At 67.6% G+C, this 16,443-nt stretch carries 15 protein-coding genes and 1 pseudogene; 10 read left to right on the top strand and 6 right to left on the bottom strand.

The genetic code is table 11. The features are described from left to right. Positions 1 to 223 (bottom strand): annotated as a pseudogene (locus tag BSE24067_RS13560) (phage tail protein); the annotation flags it as partial. A 108-nt stretch (positions 224 to 331) separates the two neighbouring features. After that, positions 332 to 1,339 carry a hopanoid-associated sugar epimerase gene (hpnA, locus tag BSE24067_RS13565; protein ID WP_151065038.1) on the bottom strand — a complete coding sequence of 336 codons (1,008 nt, stop codon included), beginning with the start codon at positions 1,337 to 1,339 and terminating at the stop codon, positions 332 to 334. Positions 1,340 to 1,693: 354 nt separating this feature from the next. Between hpnA and BSE24067_RS13570 the strand changes: the two genes are divergently transcribed. From BSE24067_RS13570 to BSE24067_RS13580, 3 genes are all read left to right on the top strand, one after another. Beyond that, positions 1,694 to 1,990 (top strand): acylphosphatase, encoded by a 297-nt coding sequence (locus BSE24067_RS13570; protein ID WP_060108687.1) that lies wholly within the window; start codon positions 1,694 to 1,696, stop codon positions 1,988 to 1,990. Positions 1,991 to 2,004: 14 nt separating this feature from the next. Next, positions 2,005 to 2,904: an EamA family transporter RarD gene (rarD, locus tag BSE24067_RS13575; protein WP_151065037.1), complete on the top strand. Its 900-nt coding sequence runs from the start codon at positions 2,005 to 2,007 to the stop codon at positions 2,902 to 2,904. Positions 2,905 to 3,296: 392 nt separating this feature from the next. Further along, on the top strand, positions 3,297 to 4,421 hold the full coding sequence (locus BSE24067_RS13580; RefSeq protein WP_151065036.1) for an OpgC domain-containing protein: 1,125 nt from the start codon (positions 3,297 to 3,299) through the stop codon (positions 4,419 to 4,421). Between the two features lie 63 nt (positions 4,422 to 4,484). Here the strand turns inward: BSE24067_RS13580 and BSE24067_RS13585 are convergent, their stop codons facing one another. Continuing rightward, a complete protein-coding gene (locus tag BSE24067_RS13585) occupies positions 4,485 to 4,691 on the bottom strand; it encodes a hypothetical protein (protein WP_151065035.1) in 207 nt (68 codons plus the stop codon). Positions 4,692 to 4,811: 120 nt separating this feature from the next. Continuing rightward, positions 4,812 to 6,335, bottom strand: coding sequence for a peptide MFS transporter (locus BSE24067_RS13590; RefSeq protein WP_151065034.1), 1,524 nt, complete (start codon positions 6,333 to 6,335; stop codon positions 4,812 to 4,814). Positions 6,336 to 6,833: 498 nt separating this feature from the next. On the opposite strand from BSE24067_RS13590, the gene BSE24067_RS13595 reads away from it, so the two are divergent. The 7 genes from BSE24067_RS13595 to BSE24067_RS13625 all read left to right on the top strand — a co-directional run bounded on the left by BSE24067_RS13595 (position 6,834) and on the right by BSE24067_RS13625 (position 14,727). After that, positions 6,834 to 7,412 (top strand): cupin domain-containing protein, encoded by a 579-nt coding sequence (locus tag BSE24067_RS13595; protein ID WP_151065033.1) that lies wholly within the window; start codon positions 6,834 to 6,836, stop codon positions 7,410 to 7,412. A 178-nt stretch (positions 7,413 to 7,590) separates the two neighbouring features. Next, positions 7,591 to 9,204: a peptide ABC transporter substrate-binding protein gene (locus tag BSE24067_RS13600; RefSeq protein WP_151065032.1), complete on the top strand. Its 1,614-nt coding sequence runs from the start codon at positions 7,591 to 7,593 to the stop codon at positions 9,202 to 9,204. An 11-nt stretch (positions 9,205 to 9,215) separates the two neighbouring features. After that, positions 9,216 to 10,154, top strand: a complete 939-nt coding sequence (locus BSE24067_RS13605) for an ABC transporter permease subunit (RefSeq protein ID WP_151065031.1) — start codon at positions 9,216 to 9,218, stop codon at positions 10,152 to 10,154. Positions 10,155 to 10,167: 13 nt separating this feature from the next. Continuing rightward, complete coding sequence (locus BSE24067_RS13610) at positions 10,168 to 11,070, top strand: ABC transporter permease (protein ID WP_151065030.1); 903 nt, start codon at positions 10,168 to 10,170, stop codon at positions 11,068 to 11,070. 1 nt (position 11,071) lies between these two features. Further along, positions 11,072 to 12,064: an ABC transporter ATP-binding protein gene (locus BSE24067_RS13615; RefSeq protein ID WP_151065029.1), complete on the top strand. Its 993-nt coding sequence runs from the start codon at positions 11,072 to 11,074 to the stop codon at positions 12,062 to 12,064. Further along, entirely contained in the window at positions 12,061 to 13,083 is a 1,023-nt protein-coding gene (locus tag BSE24067_RS13620) for an ABC transporter ATP-binding protein (protein WP_170297480.1), read from the top strand. Before BSE24067_RS13615 ends, BSE24067_RS13620 begins: the two co-directional genes overlap by 4 nt. A gap of 171 nt (positions 13,084 to 13,254) precedes the next feature. Further along, complete coding sequence (locus BSE24067_RS13625) at positions 13,255 to 14,727, top strand: OprD family porin (RefSeq protein ID WP_151065027.1); 1,473 nt, start codon at positions 13,255 to 13,257, stop codon at positions 14,725 to 14,727. 66 nt (positions 14,728 to 14,793) lie between these two features. Here the strand turns inward: BSE24067_RS13625 and BSE24067_RS13630 are convergent, their stop codons facing one another. Further along, positions 14,794 to 15,786, bottom strand: coding sequence for a DedA family protein/thiosulfate sulfurtransferase GlpE (locus tag BSE24067_RS13630; RefSeq protein WP_151065026.1), 993 nt, complete (start codon positions 15,784 to 15,786; stop codon positions 14,794 to 14,796). 163 nt (positions 15,787 to 15,949) lie between these two features. Then, positions 15,950 to 16,219: a hypothetical protein gene (locus BSE24067_RS13635; protein ID WP_151065024.1), complete on the bottom strand. Its 270-nt coding sequence runs from the start codon at positions 16,217 to 16,219 to the stop codon at positions 15,950 to 15,952. Between the last annotated feature and the right edge of the window lie 224 nt (positions 16,220 to 16,443).

A 16,443-nucleotide genomic window follows, 5' to 3' on the forward strand; every position in this document is an offset into this window, starting at 1 on the left:
GCTGTGCGGCTTCGGCGTCGGCGGCTGCGGCCGTGTGGCGCTGCGCGGCGGCCTGTGCTTCGGCCTCGGCGGCGGCGTGACGCGCGGCGGCGGCCTGGGCTTCCGCTGCAGCGGCGCGCGCGAACGCTTCCGCGCTGCGTGCCGCCTGCTGCGCGGCGTGGTGATCGTGGAGGAGCTGATCGACGCCCGCGTTCAGCGAATCGATCTGATCGTTCAGGTTCATGCGTGTCTTCTCTGCGTAAGACCCGCGATTTTAACCGTTGCGCCGGTGCCGGTCCGTCGCCGACGTGTAACAAAGTGCGCAAAGCGGCGCGGTTTGCGCCGCTTTGTGTTACTTCAGGTAGCCCGCCGAGCCGAACCAGTCGAGCGCGTCGCGCAGCCCTTCGCGGTACGGGCGCGCACGGTAGCCGAGTTCGCGCTCGGCCTTCGCCGACGTGAAGTACATCTTGTTCTTCGACATCCGCAGCCCGTCGACGGTCACGAACGGCTCCTTCTTCGTGAACTTCGCGACGGCCTCCGCGCCGACCGCGAGCGGGTAGAGCGGCCAGCGCGGCAGCGCGATCGTCGGCGCCTTGCGGCCCGTCATCTGCGCGATGTCGGCGAGCATCTGCTGCAGCGGCAGGTTCTCGCCGCCGAGGATGTAGCGCTCGCCGATCCGGCCGCGCTCGAGCGCGAGGAAGTGGCCGTGCGCGACGTCGTCGACGTGCACCAGGTTCAGCCCCGTGTCGACGAACGCGGGAATCTTGCCGAGCGCGGCTTCGACGATGATGCGGCCCGTCGGCGTCGGCTTCACGTCGCGCGGGCCGATCGGCGTCGACGGGTTCACGATCACGGCCGGCAGCCCTTCGTCGGCGATCATCCGCTCGACCGCGCGTTCGGCCAGCACCTTGCTGCGCTTGTATACGCCGATCGCCTGCTCGGCGGTCAGCGGCCGGTTCTCGTCGGACGGGTCGCCCGCGCTCGTGACCTTCAGCGTCGCGACGCTGCTCGTGTAGACGATCCGCTCGACGCCTTCCGCACGGGCGGCGCGCATCGTCGCGACCGCGCCTTCGAGGTTCGCGCGCTCGATCTCGTCCGGATCCGGCGCCCACAGCCGGTAGTCGGCCGCCACGTGCAGCAGGTAGCGCACGCCGCGCAGCGCGGCGCGCATCGACTGCTCGTCGCGCATGTCGCCGGTGACGATCTCGGCGTCGAGATCCGCGACGTTCGTGCGCGGGCTGGTCGGGCGCACCAGCACGCGCACCGCATAGCCCTTCTGCTGCGCGATGCGTGCGACGGCCGAGCCGACGAAACCGGACGCGCCGGTGACGAGAACGAGATCGCGGGTGGTATCAGTCATGCGTTTCCTTCAGTGCCGCGCGCGGCGCGGCGGTTGTGCGTCGGCGAGATTGTACGTGGTCGGCGCGCACGGCGACGCGAGCGCCGTGCTCGGGCTCGCAGGCACCGGCGAGCAGCCAATGCGCGCGCGCGTCGCGGCCGCACCAGGAGCCGGACTGAATGCCGGGGGCCCCGCCGCGGCGGGTTGCGCCAACTGCGGTTTCCGGTGCCGCGCGCTCGCGACGGTCGTCCCGCGCGATGGTGCGGGCCCGGGCAGCGACGCCCGCGCGCGCCAGACCCGCCGGCCCGTGTGCGAAGCGGCCGACGCGACTACAATGCCGGGCTTGAACGGAATGCACGACGGGAGGGCGACGCGATGAGCCGCAATGAACTGGACGAACGGATCGAGACCTACTACGTGCGGGTGCGCGGCGTCGTGCAGGGCGTCGGTTTCCGTCACGCGACGGTGCGCGAGGCGCATGCGCTGAAGCTGCGCGGCTGGGTCGCGAATCTCGAGGACGGCAGCGTCGAGGCGATGATCCAGGGCCCCGGCGCGCAGATCGACCGGATGCTCGCGTGGCTGCGTCACGGGCCGCCGTCCGCGCGCGTGACCGAAGTCACGTTCGAGGAGCGCCGGATCGAAAAGCGCTTCGAGCGCTTCCAGCAGCAATAAGGTAAAAAAACGACATGACGGGGTATCCGGAGGCCGGGCGCGGGATCGCGCTGTCGGTGATCGCGTCGACGCTGTTCGCGCTGATGTCCGCGTACGCGAAGCTCCTCGCGCCGCTCACCGGGCTCGACATCTTCGCGTGGCGCATCCTGTGGACGGTGCCGGGCGCACTCGCGCTGATCGCGCTGCGCGGCCGCTGGCCGGCGCTCGTCGAACTCGTGAGGCGCGGCCTGCGAGACTGGCGGTTGCTGGTTGCGCTGCCGGCGAGCGCGGCGCTGCTCGGCCTGCAGCTGTGGCTGTTTCTGTGGGCGCCATTGCACGGGCGCATGCTCGAAGTGTCGCTCGGCTACTTCCTGCTGCCGCTGACGATGGTGATCGTCGGCCGCTTCTACTATCACGAACGGCTCGATCCGCTGCAGTGGATGGCGGTCGCATGCGCGGCGCTCGGCGTCGCGCACGAGGTGTGGGCGACCCGCGCGTTCGCGTGGCCGACGCTCGTCGTCGCGCTCGGCTATCCGCCGTATTTCGTGCTGCGCCGCCGGATCAACGCCGATTCGCTGGCCGCGTTCGCGCTCGAGATCGTGCTGCTGTGCCCGGTCGCGTTCGCGATGGTGTCGGCGAGCCCGACGGCGGTCGCCCATCGTCCGCTGCTGTGGGCCGTGCTGTTGCCGGGCCTCGGCGTGCTCAGCACGCTCGCGCTCGCGAGCTACCTGAAGGCGAGCCGGATGCTGCCGATGGCGCTGTTCGGGATCCTCGGCTACGTCGAACCCGTGCTGCTCGTCGCGGTGTCGCTGCTGCTGCTCGGCGAAACGCTGAGCATCGCGCAACTCGCGACTTATGGCCCGATCTGGGTCGCAGTTGCATTGACCGCGTGGCACAGCGCGATGCTGATGCGGCGTCTGCCCGCGCGGGGCTGAACGCCGCCGCGCACGACGCAAGCGCGACAGCCATGCCGTGCGAAACGCGTCGCGCATCGACATTCGCGCGTTCACTCGCGCTGCTGACACCGGACTGGCATCGCGCTGACGCCAGTCTGGCTGCCCCGCCAATTCTGTATCGCCGTTGTCACCGGTGTAATCGAACACAAGATTCCGTTGCACTTTGTTACTTAGGGTATCCCCCAATCGGCCATAGACTGATCTGACCGTCTTCTCTTCGTATGCAGCTTTTCCATGAACGGTCATCTCCGTGCCCGGCCGACCGGGTTGGCGCGATGCGGGCATACGCGTATCGCGGCTGACCGCGCTCGCCTTCTCCTTGCCGGATTTTCAAGCGGTGCATGCTGCACCGTCGTCGTGCAGGTGCGGCCATGTCGTTGAACGCGCCGCCTGCCGTCCCGATGCCGCCGGCCCGCGGCGCTCGCCTGATCGAGGTCGACTTCTTCCGCGGCATCGTGCTGCTGATGATCGTCGTCGATCACATCGGCGCGAGCCTGCTGTCGCGCGTGACGCTGCACACGTTCGCGCTGTGCGACGCGGCGGAAGTGTTCGTGTTCCTCGGCGGCTTCGCGACCGCGAGCGCATACGGTGCGATCGCCGACCGCCACGGCGCGCGCGCCGCGCAGCGTCGTTTCGTGCGCCGCGCGATGCAGATCTACCGCGCGTTTCTCGCGACGTCGACGCTGATGCTCGTCGTGTCCGCGGTGCTCGACCATTACGGGATCGACGCGCCGAATCTCGCGCTCGACGACGTCAGCGTGATGCTCGCGTCGCCGCTCACGGGCGCGGCCGAGCTGCTCACGTTCCAGCGCCAGCCGTATCTCGCGTCGGTGTTGCCGATGTACGTGCTGTTCGCGCTCGCGTCGCCGGTCATCGTCCCGTTCGCGCGCCGCCATCCGTGGCAGCTCGTCGCGTTCAGCGCGGCGTCGTGGCTCGCGGCCGGCTGGCTCGGCCGCGAGCTGCTGGACACCGACGCGTTCCGCTGGAGCTTCAACCCGTTCGCATGGCAACTGATGTTCGTCGCCGGCGTGCTCGCGCGCTGCCAGCCGTTCTACCGGCACGTCGCGCTCGGCCGCTGGGGCGCCGCGGCGACCGGTCTCGCGTGCGCGATCGTGCTCGGCTGCGCGAGCTACAAGCTGTTCTCGGGCTTGCCGGTGCCGGAAGGCGTGCTCAAGCGCGATCTCGCGCTGCCGCGCATCGTGAGCTTCGCCGCGATCGCATGGCTGATGGCCGATTGCGTGCGCTACGGCTGGATCGCGCGCATCGCGCAGGCCGTGCAGCCCGTCGTCGCGGTCGGGCGGCGCGGGCTGATCTGCTTCGTCGCGGGCGCGGCGATTTCGCTCGTCATCGATTCGCTGCTGCATCCGGTCGCGAACGACGCCGAGCTGCGGCACATCGGCGTGGGCGTCGCGGCCGACGCATGCGCGGTCGGGCTGATGATGGCCGTGGCCGGTTCGGGAGCGTGGTTCGCGCGCTGGCGCGGCGCGGCCGCGTGAGCGGCGCGCGAGAATGGACGAGCGCACCAGCGGCGTGCGGGGCGCCGCGCGGCGCCGGTGCGGTCAGTGAGGTGAGCCGATACGGGAGCGGGGGGCGGTGGTCGGGTCGTCGGATTCGGCTTCGTCGCGCTCGTCTGACTTCGGCTCGTCCTGCTGCGCGAGCACCGCGTCGGCTTCGGCCGCGGCCCGGGCTGCGCGTATCGCGGTGCAGCGCTGCGCGTGCCGGATGTCCGACAGAATCCTCAACAGCCGAGTCGTTTTGCTTTTCATGACCTTCTCCCGCCAGTGCGCATCGAGACGGAGCGGATGCGCCGTTGCAACCAGTGTAGGACGTGCTGGCCGCGCCGGCGGGAGAATGTGGCGTGCACGCCGCACGCCGAGGGATAGTACTTACTGCGCCGACGCCATAGCCTGCGCCTGCACCGCTTCTTCGTCGCGGCGCTCTTCCGCGCAGCGTTGATGCTGGCGCGACAGGCGGTTCATCATCGGCAGCAGCAGCAGCGCGAGCAGCATGCCGATCGCGGCGAGCCAGCCGAGCTTTTCGAACAGCGACAGGTAGAGCGGCAGCGATTCGGTGGCCGGCAGTTCGTGCGACGGCATCTGCGCGAAGTTCGCGACGACGCTGCCCAGATACTGCGACACGCCCGTCGCGACGAAATACGCGCCCATCATGAAGCCGCTCATGCGCGCCGGCACGTAGCGGGCGATCATCGCGAGGCCGAGGCCGCTCACCAGCAGTTCGCCGAGCGAGTAGAGGCCGTAGCCCCACACCATGAACCACGACGACACGCGGCCGTCCACCGCGTAGCGGCCGCTGATCGTGAACACCAGGTAGCCCGCGGCCACCGCGCCGAAGCCGAGTGCGTACTTCGCGGCGACCGGCAGGTCACGGCCGCTTTTCGACACCGCGTTGTAGATCCACACGAGCACCGGGCTCAGCATCATGATCCAGATCGGGTTCAGTGCCTGGAACTGCGCGGCGCTCCACGTGAACAGCGTCGTGCCGAACAGGATGAAGCGCGGATCGACGTTGCGCAGCGCGAACAGCGTCAGCGACGTCGACATCTGCACGTAGAAGATGAAGAACAGGATCACCTGGCCGATCAGCACGAGCGCCGCGATCAGGCCCGCGCGCTCCGAGCGCTCCGACTTCGCGATCATGTACGCGAAGATTGCGAGGATCGCGAACGCGGCCGTCCACACGCTCGCGACCGCGAGCTGCTTGTGCTGCAGCACGTACAGCGTGACCAGCGCGAGCGCGACGCCGCCAGCCGCCACCGCGCCGAGGCGCTTCCAGCGGATCGGCTCGTCGTCCGGCTGCGAGCCGATGTGCGCGAGCGTGCGGTGCATCAGCATGAAGTTCAGGATCGCGAGCAGCATGCCGGCGCAGCAGACGGCGAACGCGGTGTGCCAGCCCCAGTGATCCTTGATCCACGGCGTCGCGAGCATCGACACGGTCGAGCCGATGTTGACGGCCATGTAGTAGATCGTGAACGCGCTGTCGATGCGCGCATCGTCGCCTTCGTAGATGCGGCGTACGAGGTTCGCCGCGTTGGCCTTGAACAGGCCGTTGCCGACGACGATCACGCCGAGTGACGCGTACATGTACGCGAGCGCATCGTTTGGCACCGCCAGCATTAGGTAGCCGGCGCACAGCACGGCCGCGCCGATGATCATCGTGCGACGGGCGCCGAGCACCTTGTCGCCGATCCAGCCGCCGATCGACGGCGACGCATAGACGAGCGCGGTAAACGCGCCCCACGTCAGGTTCGCATGGCTGTCGGTGAAACCGAGCCGGTCGACCATGAAGAGGACCAGGAGCGCGGCCATGCCGTAGTAGCCGAAGCGCTCCCACATTTCGATGAGGAAGACCGTCGTAAACGATCGGGTTTGTGAAACAGGTGCGTGCATCATCAATCTCGTTTGAAACGGACGGCGCGGATCGCGCGTCGCCTGGGGGTCGAACTGGCGCCGGAGCACAGTGGCCGGGTAGGCTTTGCGTCGGCGATGGAGCAGTCGGGCGGGTTAGCCCGGGCCGGGGTCGGACTCCGCGTCGAAAGGCGGGGCGAGCCCCCGACCGGCGCGCGAATGGTAACGTTTGCCGGTCCGGTGCGTCGGGTCCGCGCCACTCAGGGAAACTCCTGATATGGCAGCAGCTTTCAGGAACATTCGTCTCATCATTTACTTGTAAGCTTCGCGCCGGTTCTCCGCAGATTCCCGGAGAGCCGCTTGCAGCTTGCCTGTGAAGCCGGCGAGTCTGGCAAGATAGCGCGTCGTTTCGCTCGCTTCGGGCCCTGTTTAGTGCACCGGGCTCAATACCGAAGACGTGTGCGAAGCCGAAGATTAAGCTATCTCGGATTAACTTAGTTACTTTCCATCAAACATTTTTTGACGACCACTTTTCGGCCTGCTATGGTTCCCCCCACTGAAAACTCGCGAGCGGCAGACGCTGTCGCACTCGGCAGCAAGATTCGCGCGTTGCGCCAACGACTGAAGCGCACGCTCGACGACACGGCTACCGCCGCGGGGATTTCGAAGCCGTTTCTGTCTCAAGTCGAACGCGGGCTCGCGTCGCCGTCGCTGACGTCGCTGGCCGGTATTGCCCACGCGCTCGGCGTGACGGTGCAGTACTTCGTGGATACGCCGAGCGAAGAGCGCTCGGTCTGCAGAGGCGAGCAACTGCGCTTCTTCGGATTCGCCGATTCGGCGAACCTGTTCGCGAGGCTGACGAACGTGTCCGAAGGGCGTCAGCTCGAGGCGATCCTCGTGCGGATGCCGCCGGGGCAGAAACGGTCGGAAGTGACGACACATGCGGGAGAGGAGTTCCTGTATGTGATTGAAGGGGAAGTGTCGCTGACGCTGGAAGGCAAGACGTTCGTCCTGCAGGCCGGCGACAGTTCGCACTACCAGTCGACGGTCCCGCACAGCTGGGTCAACACCGCGAAGATCGAGTCGGTGGTGGTCTGGGTCGGTACGCCGCGGCTGTTCTAACGCACGGGTATTCCTTCGTTTCCGCGACGGGATGCCTGTCGAAAGAAACGTAAGGAATACTAAGATGCAATACGAGAATCACGGGCCTCCTCAATCGCTGCACCCGTCAGCGTCTCACGCGTAAGCCGCGGCATCCGCCGCGCGACGCTCACCGAACAACCTTCTCAAGACTGCCACGATGAAATCCTTGCATGCCATGTCGGCCGTGCTGGCCGCGCTCGCCCTGACGACGCCCGCCGCTCACGCCGTGACCGTTCCGTCGAACGTCGCGCTCGCTCCGCAACAGGACCTGACGCGACAGGTGCCGGCCGAAGTCGAGTCGCTCGACCCCGCACACATCGAGTCGTGGACCGGCAACACGATCGGCCTCGACCTGTTCGAAGGGCTCGCGCGCATCGACGCGGCCGGCCAGGTCGTGCCGGGCGTCGCGCTGTCGTGGGAGCGCAAGACGCCGCAGACGTGGATCTTCAAGCTGCGCCACGATGCGAAGTGGAGCAACGGCCAGCCGGTGACGGCCGCCGATTTCGTCTATTCATGGCAGCGCCTCGTCGATCCGAAGACGGGCTCGAAGTACACGATCCTCGTCGAGTTCATCAAGAACTCGAAGGACATCATCGCCGGCAAGGCCGCGCCGACGACGCTCGGCGTGCGCGCGCCCGACCCGTACACGCTCGAAGTGACGACCGACGTGCCGGTCGCGTTCTTCCCCGAGCTGACCGCGATGGCGCCGCTCGCACCGGTGAACAAGGACACCGTCGCGAAGTTCGGCGACGCATGGACGCGCCCCGGCAACATCGTCAGCAACGGCGCGTACCAGCTCGTCGACTGGCAGCCGAACAATCGCATCGTCGCGACGAAGGACGCGAAGTACTGGAACGCGTCGAAGGTCGTGATCAACAAGGTCACGTATCTGCCGATCGAAAGCGACGAAACCGCGATGCGCATGTACCAGGCCGGCCAGATCGACTACAGCTACTCGATCCCGTCGGGCATCTTCCAGCAGGTCAGCAAGCAGTTCGGCGGCGAATTGCGCCCGGGCCTGCAGCTCGCGACCTACTACTACTACCTGAACAACAGCGATGCCGCGCTGAAGGACAAGCGCGTGCGGCAGGCGCTGTCGATGGTCATCGATCGCGACGTGCTCACGTCGAAGCTCACGCAGGCCGGCGAGAAGCCGATGTACGGGCTGATGCCGAACGGCACGAAGGGCGTGCAGCCGTTCACGCCGGAATGGGCGTCGTGGCCGATGGCCAAGCGTGTCGCGACCGCGAAGGACCTGCTGAAGCAGGCCGGCTATTCGGACGCGAAGCCGCTGTCGTTCACGCTCACGTACAACACCAACGACCTGCACAAGAAGGTCGCGCTGTTTGCCGCATCGGAATGGCGCACGAAGCTCGGCGTCAACACGAAGCTCGAGAACGTCGAGTTCAAGGTGCTGATGAAGGAGCGGCATGACGGCAAGGTGCAGATCGCGCGCGACGGCTGGTTCGCCGACTACAACGACGCGATGACCTTCTTCGACCTGATCCGCTGCGGCAGCTCGCAGAACACCGTCGGCTACTGCAACAAGCAGATGGATACGCTCGTCGAGGAAGGCAACCAGAAGCTCGACGACAAGGCGCGCGCCGCGCTGCTCACGCAGGCGCACGACATGGCGATGAAGGACACGCCGATGGTGCCGCTGTTCCAGTACTCGGCCGACCGCCTCGTGAAGCCGTACGTGGGCGGCTACTCGCTGAAGAACGTGATCGACATGCGTGCTTCGCAGGACATGTACCTGATCAAGCACTGAGCGGAGCGATCATGCTGGCCTACGCATTGAGGCGCACGTTGTGGGCGGTGCCGACGATCCTCGCCGTCATCACCGTCTGCTACCTGCTGCTGCACTTCACGCCCGGCGGTCCGTTCGATACGGAGAAGCAGCTGTCCGCGGCGACGCTCGCGAACCTGAACGCGAAGTACCACCTCGACGAGCCGCTGTGGAAGCAGTACCTGCTGTATCTCGGTTCGCTGCTGCAAGGCGATCTCGGCCCGTCGTTCCGCTACGTCGACTGGTCGGTGAACGATCTCGTGAAGAAGGCGCTGCCCGTGAGTCTCGGCGTGGGCGGCGTGTCGATCCCGATCTCGATCGTGGTCGGCGTGCTGCTTGGCACCGTCGCGGCCGTGCGCCGCGACAGCGTGATCGACCGCTTCGTGATGCTGATCGGCAACTTCGGCAACGTCGTGCCGCCGTTCGTGCTCGGCCCCGTCATGGTGTGGATCTTCGCGATCCTGCTGAAGACGTCGGAAGGCAACGGCTGGCTGCCGGCCGGCGGCTGGGGCGACGGCGGCTGGCGGTACCGGCTGCTGCCGATCGCGCTGCTGACCCTCATCAACGTGTCGCTGCTCGCGCGCGTGATGCGCGGCTCGATGATCGAGACGCTGTCGAGCAACTACATCCGCACCGCGCGCGCGAAGGGCCTGCCGGGCTCGACGATCGTGCTGCGCCACGCGCTCAAGCCCGCGCTGATGCCGGTCGTGTCGCTGTTCGGCACGGTCTGCATCACGTCGATCACCGCGGCCGTCGTCACCGAGTCGGTGTTCGCGCTGCCGGGGCTCGGGCAGCTCGTCGTGAACGGCGCGATCAACCGCGACTACACGCTGGTGCTCGGCCTCGTCGTGCTGACGACCGTCTGCGCGGTGCTGTTCAACCTGCTGGTCGACCTCGCGTACGCGTGGCTCGATCCGCGCATCCGTTATTGAGCGAGGCACTGCGATGACTCCGACTACTCCCGTCGTCAGTCTGCCCGTGCAGACCGACTCGCCGCCGCGTTCGCGCTCGCCGCTCGCGCTCGCGTTCGCGCGCTTCCTTCACAACCGCGCGGCCGTGTTCAGCCTCGTGCTGCTCGCGCTGATCACGCTCGCGTGCTTCGTCGGCCCGTGGCTGCTCGCGGCCGACCCTGCCGCGAGCGACTGGGCCGCGATCAGCCTGCCGCCGACGCTCGCGAACCAGCACTGGTTCGGCACCGACGAGCTCGGCCGCGACCTGCTCGTGCGCACGCTGATCGGCGGGCGCGTATCGATCGAGGTCGGCCTGCTCGGCACGCTGGTGTCCGGCCTGTTCGGCGTCGCATGGGGCGCGACCGCCGGCTTCGCGGGCGGCCGCGTCGACTCCGCGATGATGCGCGTCGTCGACATGATGTACGCGATCCCGTACCTGCTGATCGCGATCCTGATGATGACCCTGTTCGGCCGCTCGTTCATGCTGGTCGTGCTGACGATCAGCGCGTTCTCGTGGATCGACATGGCGCGCGTCGTGCGCGGCCAGACGCTGTCGCTGCGCAACCGCGAGTTCGTCGATGCGGCGCGCGCGATCGGCGTGTCGCCGGCGTCGATCGTGCTGCGCCACGTCGTGCCGAACCTGCTCGGCGTGGTCGTCGTGTACGCGACCGTATCCGTGCCGAACATCGTGCTCACCGAGTCGGTGCTGTCGTTCCTCGGCCTTGGCGTGCAGGAACCGATGACGAGCTGGGGCGTGCTGATTCAGGACGGCGCGCAGAAACTCGAATCGATGCCGTGGCTGCTGCTGGCGCCGGCCATCATGCTGTGCGTGACGCTCTACTGCGTGAACTTCGTTGGCGACGGCCTGCGTGACGCGCTCGACCCGAAGGATCGCTGACATGACCGCTCTGCTGGAAGTTGAAAACCTCGGCGTGCGCTTCACGCGCAAGGACGCCGCGCCGGTCGACGCCGTGAGCGGCGTGTCGTTCTCGCTCGAAGCCGGCAAGACGCTCGGCATCGTCGGCGAGTCGGGCTCGGGCAAGAGCCAGACCGTGATGGCGCTGCTCGGCCTGCTGGCGGCCAACGGCACGACGACGGGCGCCGCGCGCTATCGCGGCGAGAACCTGCTCGACATGGATACGCGCGCGCTGAACGCGGTGCGAGGCGACCGGATCGCGATGATCTTCCAGGATCCGATGACGTCGCTGAATCCGTTCCTGACGATCGAGCGGCAGATGACCGAGACGCTGCAGCTGCATCGCAAGCTGTCGCGCAAGGAAGCGACGAAGCGCGCGATCGACGCGCTCGAATCGGTGCGGATTCCCGACGCGGCGCGCCGCATCCGCATGTATCCGCACGAGTTCTCCGGCGGCATGCGCCAGCGCGTGATGATCGCGATGGCGCTCCTGTCCGAGCCGGAAATTCTGATCGCCGACGAGCCGACCACCGCGCTCGACGTGACCGTGCAGGCGCAGATCATCGACCTGTTGCGCGAGCTGAACCGCGAGCGCGGCACCGCGATCGTGCTGATCACGCACGACATGGGCGTGGTCGCCGGCCTCGCGGACGACGTGATGGTCATGTACGCGGGCCGCACCGTCGAATATGCGCCGGCCGAATCGATCTTCGCGGCGCCGTCGCATCCGTACACGATCGGCCTGCTCAACGCGCTGCCGCGGCTGACCGACGCCGACGACGCGCCGCTCGTCGCGATTCCCGGCAATCCGCCGATGCCCGGCAGCGCGCCGTCCGGCTGCGCGTTCGCGAAACGCTGCACGTATGCGGAGGAGCGTTGCGGCACCGCGCGCCCCGCGCTCGAAACCTATGGCGCGGCGGGCGCGGTGCGCGCGTGCCACCGGCCGCTGGCCGATCTGACGGAGGGGCTGCGATGAGCGTCGATGAACGCCGCCATGCCGGCGCGACGGACGACACGCTGCTGTCCGTCGATGATCTGAAAGTGCATTTCCGCGTGCCGCTCGGCGGCTATCCATGGTCGCCGAAGGGCACGCTGCGCGCGGTCGACGGCGTGTCGTTCGACGTGAAGCGCGGCGAAACCGTCGGGCTCGTCGGCGAATCGGGCTGCGGGAAGTCGACGCTCGCGCGCGCGCTGATCGGCCTCGTGCCGATGACGGCCGGCACGGTGCGCTGGCGCGGCGAAGCGGTCGCGCCCGACCACCTGCGCGGCACCGCGATGCGCCGCGAAGTGCAGATGATCTTCCAGGATCCGCTCGCGTCGCTCGATCCGCGCATGACGATCGAACAGATCGTCGCGGAGCCGCTCGTCACGCACCATGCGGGCCTCGGCCGCGCCGAAGTGCGGCGCCGCGTGCTGACGATGCTCGAGCGCGTCGGCCTCAACGCGCACCACCTGCTGCGCTATCCGCATGAATTCTCCGGCGGGCAGTGCCAGCGCGTCGGTATCGCGCGTGCGCTGATCAGCGAGCCCAGGCTCGTGATCTGCGACGAGCCCGTGTCGGCACTCGACGTGTCGATCCAGGCGCAGATCGTGAACCTGCTGCGCGATCTGCAACGCGAACTGTCGCTGTCCTATCTGTTCGTCGCGCACGATCTGGCGGTGGTGAAGGCCATCAGCCAGCGCGTGCTCGTGATGTATCTCGGCCGCGTGATGGAGTTCGGCACGCGGCATGACGTGTACGGCGTGCCGCAGCACCCGTACACGAAGGCGCTGCTCGACGCGGCGCCGACGCCGGAGCCGGCGCGCGAGCGTGCTCGCCGTCCGATGCTGCTGGCGGGCGAGATGCCGTCGCCGCTCAACCCGCCGTCCGGCTGCGCGTTCCGCACGCGCTGCCCGGTCGCGATCGACGCGTGCGCGCACGACGTGCCGCTGCCGGAAGTGCGGCACGGCTCGGCGGCGCGCGTCGCGTGCATTCGGGCGGGTGCGGCGGCGTGAAGTGAACCGCAGTGACGCAGCAAACATAACAAAGGCAGGTCAACAGGGGCAGGTGCGGCGCGAACCAGCTTCGCGCCGCGGGTAAAGGCGCGTCCGTCACCGGGCCCGCCGGGAGGGCCGGAAGCAGATCGCAACCGGCGTGGACGACATCAACACAAGACGAGAATTACGATGAAAAAGCAGAAGACGATCGGGACGGCATCGAAGATGCTGCTTGCATGGGGCCTGCCGGCACTCGCCGGCGTATCGCTGAGCGGCGTCGCGCATGCCGACGACGCGGCCCCCGCACCGCTGACGGTCGCGCAGGCCGCGCCGTCGGCCGGCGCCGGCACATCCGTTGCGCAGGCAACGACCCCGAACGCCATTGTCAACGCGGAAGCGACGCAGGCGGTCACGCCGCCGGAAGAGCCGTCGGCACAGTCGAAGTCGAACGGCTTCATCGCCGACAGCCACCTGAACTTCCTGTTCCGCAACTACTCGGACGTGCTCGACAACAAGGGCGGCCCGCATCGCCATGCATGGGTGCAGGGCGCGATGGCGAACTTCGAGTCGGGGTTCACGACCGGCCTGATCGGCATCGGGTTCGACGCGTCGCTGTATGCGGCGCTGAAGCTCGACGGCGGCGCGGGCGCCGGCAGCATGGTGCACATCGCGAAGGGCGGCGGCGGTTCGAACCAGCTCGCGTGGGCGTATCCGGGCATTTACGACGTGAAGGCGCGCATCTCGAACACGGTGGTCAAGTACGGTCTGCAGGCCGTCGACAACCCGTTCATGGAACAGCACGACAACCGCGCGTTGCCGCCGACGTTCCTCGGCGCGACGATCGTCAGCAACGAATTCAAGAACGTGATGCTCGAGGCCGGCAGCTTCACGAAGACCGATGCGCGCGGCCATACGACGCTCACGAACCTGACGACGCAGTACGGTGGCACGCGCGTCAATCGCCTGACCTACGTCGGCGGCACGTGGGACTACTCGCCGAACGGCGAAGTCGCGCTGTACGCAAACCAGGCCGACGACGTGTGGCACCAGTACTACGCGTCGGTGAAGCACAGCATCGGCGATACGAAGTCGATCAAGTGGACCGGCTTCGGTAACGTTTACTCGACGCACGATACCGGCGACGCCCTGCAGGGCAAGATCAACAACAACGCGTACAGCCTGTCGCTCGCCGCGCAGCACGGCCCGCACGAACTGCTGGTCGGATATCAGCAGGTGCTCGGCGATCAGTTCTTCGATTACCTGAACGAAACGAACGGCATCTTCCTGACCAACTCGATGGACGTCGACTACAACGCGCCGCACGAAAAGTCGCTGCAGCTGCGTTACACGTTCTACGGCAAGGAAGCGGGCCTGCCGGGCTTCAAGGCGATGATCTGGGGCGTGACGGGCTGGGGCGCCGACGGCAGCGCCGGGGCCGCGAACGATCCGAGCAAGTCGAGCATCTACTGGAGCAACGGCGCGCCGGTGCAGGGCCGTCACCACGAGTTCGGCTTCATCCCGTCGTACACGTTCCAGAGCGGCAAGCTGAAGGACACGAAGGTCACGTTCATCGCGATGTGGCACAACGGTTCCGCGCACTACTCGGACGCGACCAACAAGGAGTACCGCCTGGTCGTCAACGTGCCGCTGCACGCGTTCTGATCGAAGGGACGCGCAACGCCCCCGCCGCATTTTCCGGTTTCGCGCGGCCGGCCTGGCGTGGTTCGGTCAGGCCGGCTTGTGCAATCCCGCCACCGGATCGTTCGCGGCGGGCATCTCTTCGACCAGCGACGTGAGCTGGCGCCCGGTGTCGCGCCACGCATCGAGGCCGCCGCGCAGCGGCAGCGCATCGGTGAAGCCGGCGTCGAGCAGGCGCTTGGCCATCAGCGCGGCCGTCACTTCGTTCGGGCACGAGCAGTACACGACGAACTTCTGCGACAGCGGATAGCGCGCGACGATGTCCGCGATGTCCCGCTCGTCCGCGAACTGCGCGCCCGGAATCGTGAACGGGTCGAGCTTGCGATGCTCGGGCGAGCGCACGTCGAGCACCACCGGCGCGGCCGGATCGTTCAATAGCCGGTCGAGCTCGTCGACGCCGATGCGCGCGCTCGCGAGCTGGCGGATCAGTGCGCGGCGCCGCATCCAGCGCACGGCCGCATAGACCGCCAGCAGCGCGACGATGACCAGCAGTACCGCGCGGCCGAGCCGGCTTGCGCCGGCGAACAGCCAGTCGATCTGCCGATAGAACACCAGCCCGGCGACGAGTCCGACGATCGTCCACAGCGCGGCGCCGAGCGCGTCGTAGCCGGCGAACGTGCGATAGCGCGTGCCGAGCGCGCCCGCCATCGGCACCGATACCAGCGACAGCCCGGGAATGAACCGTGCTACCGCGAGCACGCGCACGCCGTAACGGCCGAAGAAACGTTCGGTCTTCTTCACGCACGTATCGCGCGACAGCGACAGCCGGCAGATCGTCTTCAGCGTCGCGCCGCCATAGCGCCGCCCGGCCACGTACCACACCGTGTCGCCGATCAGCGCGCCGAGCACCGACAGCGCGATCACCGTCACGAGCTGCGAGCCGATCATTGCCGGATGCATCGCGGCCATCGCGCCGAACAGCACGAGCGTCGGCATCGCGGGCACCGGCAGGCCGACGGCCGCCGCCAGCACGTTGGCGAACACGAGAAGCGGCCCGTATTGGGCGACGAGGTCACGGAGCATGGCGGCTGGCCGAAAAGGAAGCGCGTGGGCAGGATGCGCAGATGCGCCGATTATCGGCGATTTTCGAGCCGGCGGCGGGGAATGACGGAAAGCGCCTGGCGGCGTCAGGGAGATACGGGCGGGGCGGTGAGCCGGTGCGCTGCGTTCGGCTCACCGGTCGACATCAGGAGGGCGTGCGTGCGAGCGACGCGGCGCCGTGGTTTTCGCCGGGCAGCTCGGCGCCGTGCGAGCGGATCGCCGCGATCAGTTCGGCCGGCGTGATCTCATAGCGGACTTCGCGGTGAATGCCGGGCTTGCGTTCGTCGATCTCGATCAGCAGCACGCTCTTGCCGTCGCCGGTCGATTCGAGCCGGAGCGAGCGCAGTTCACGGCCGTCGGCCGCGTCGTGTTCGGTGAGCAGGGTCATTGCCCCGGATGAGCCGGTAGTGCGCATCGAACCTATCCTCGTTGTCGTGTGTGCCAGTTGGCGAAGATGTCGTTGTTGAATGCAGCTTGACGAAGTTTAACGCGAACGGGCCGCGACACCGAGCATTTTCGTGGGCGCGAAATGAGGGCTGCACCACCTATCCCTCTGATGTTTGAGCCGCACCGGGCGGGCGTTTCAGCCGGATCGGGCCGCGCCGCGCCCGGCGCCCGGCCCGTGTCGCGGGCCGGGCC

It is taken from the genome of Burkholderia latens (assembly GCF_902499045.1).
Classification (GTDB): Bacteria; Pseudomonadota; Gammaproteobacteria; order Burkholderiales; family Burkholderiaceae; genus Burkholderia; species Burkholderia latens.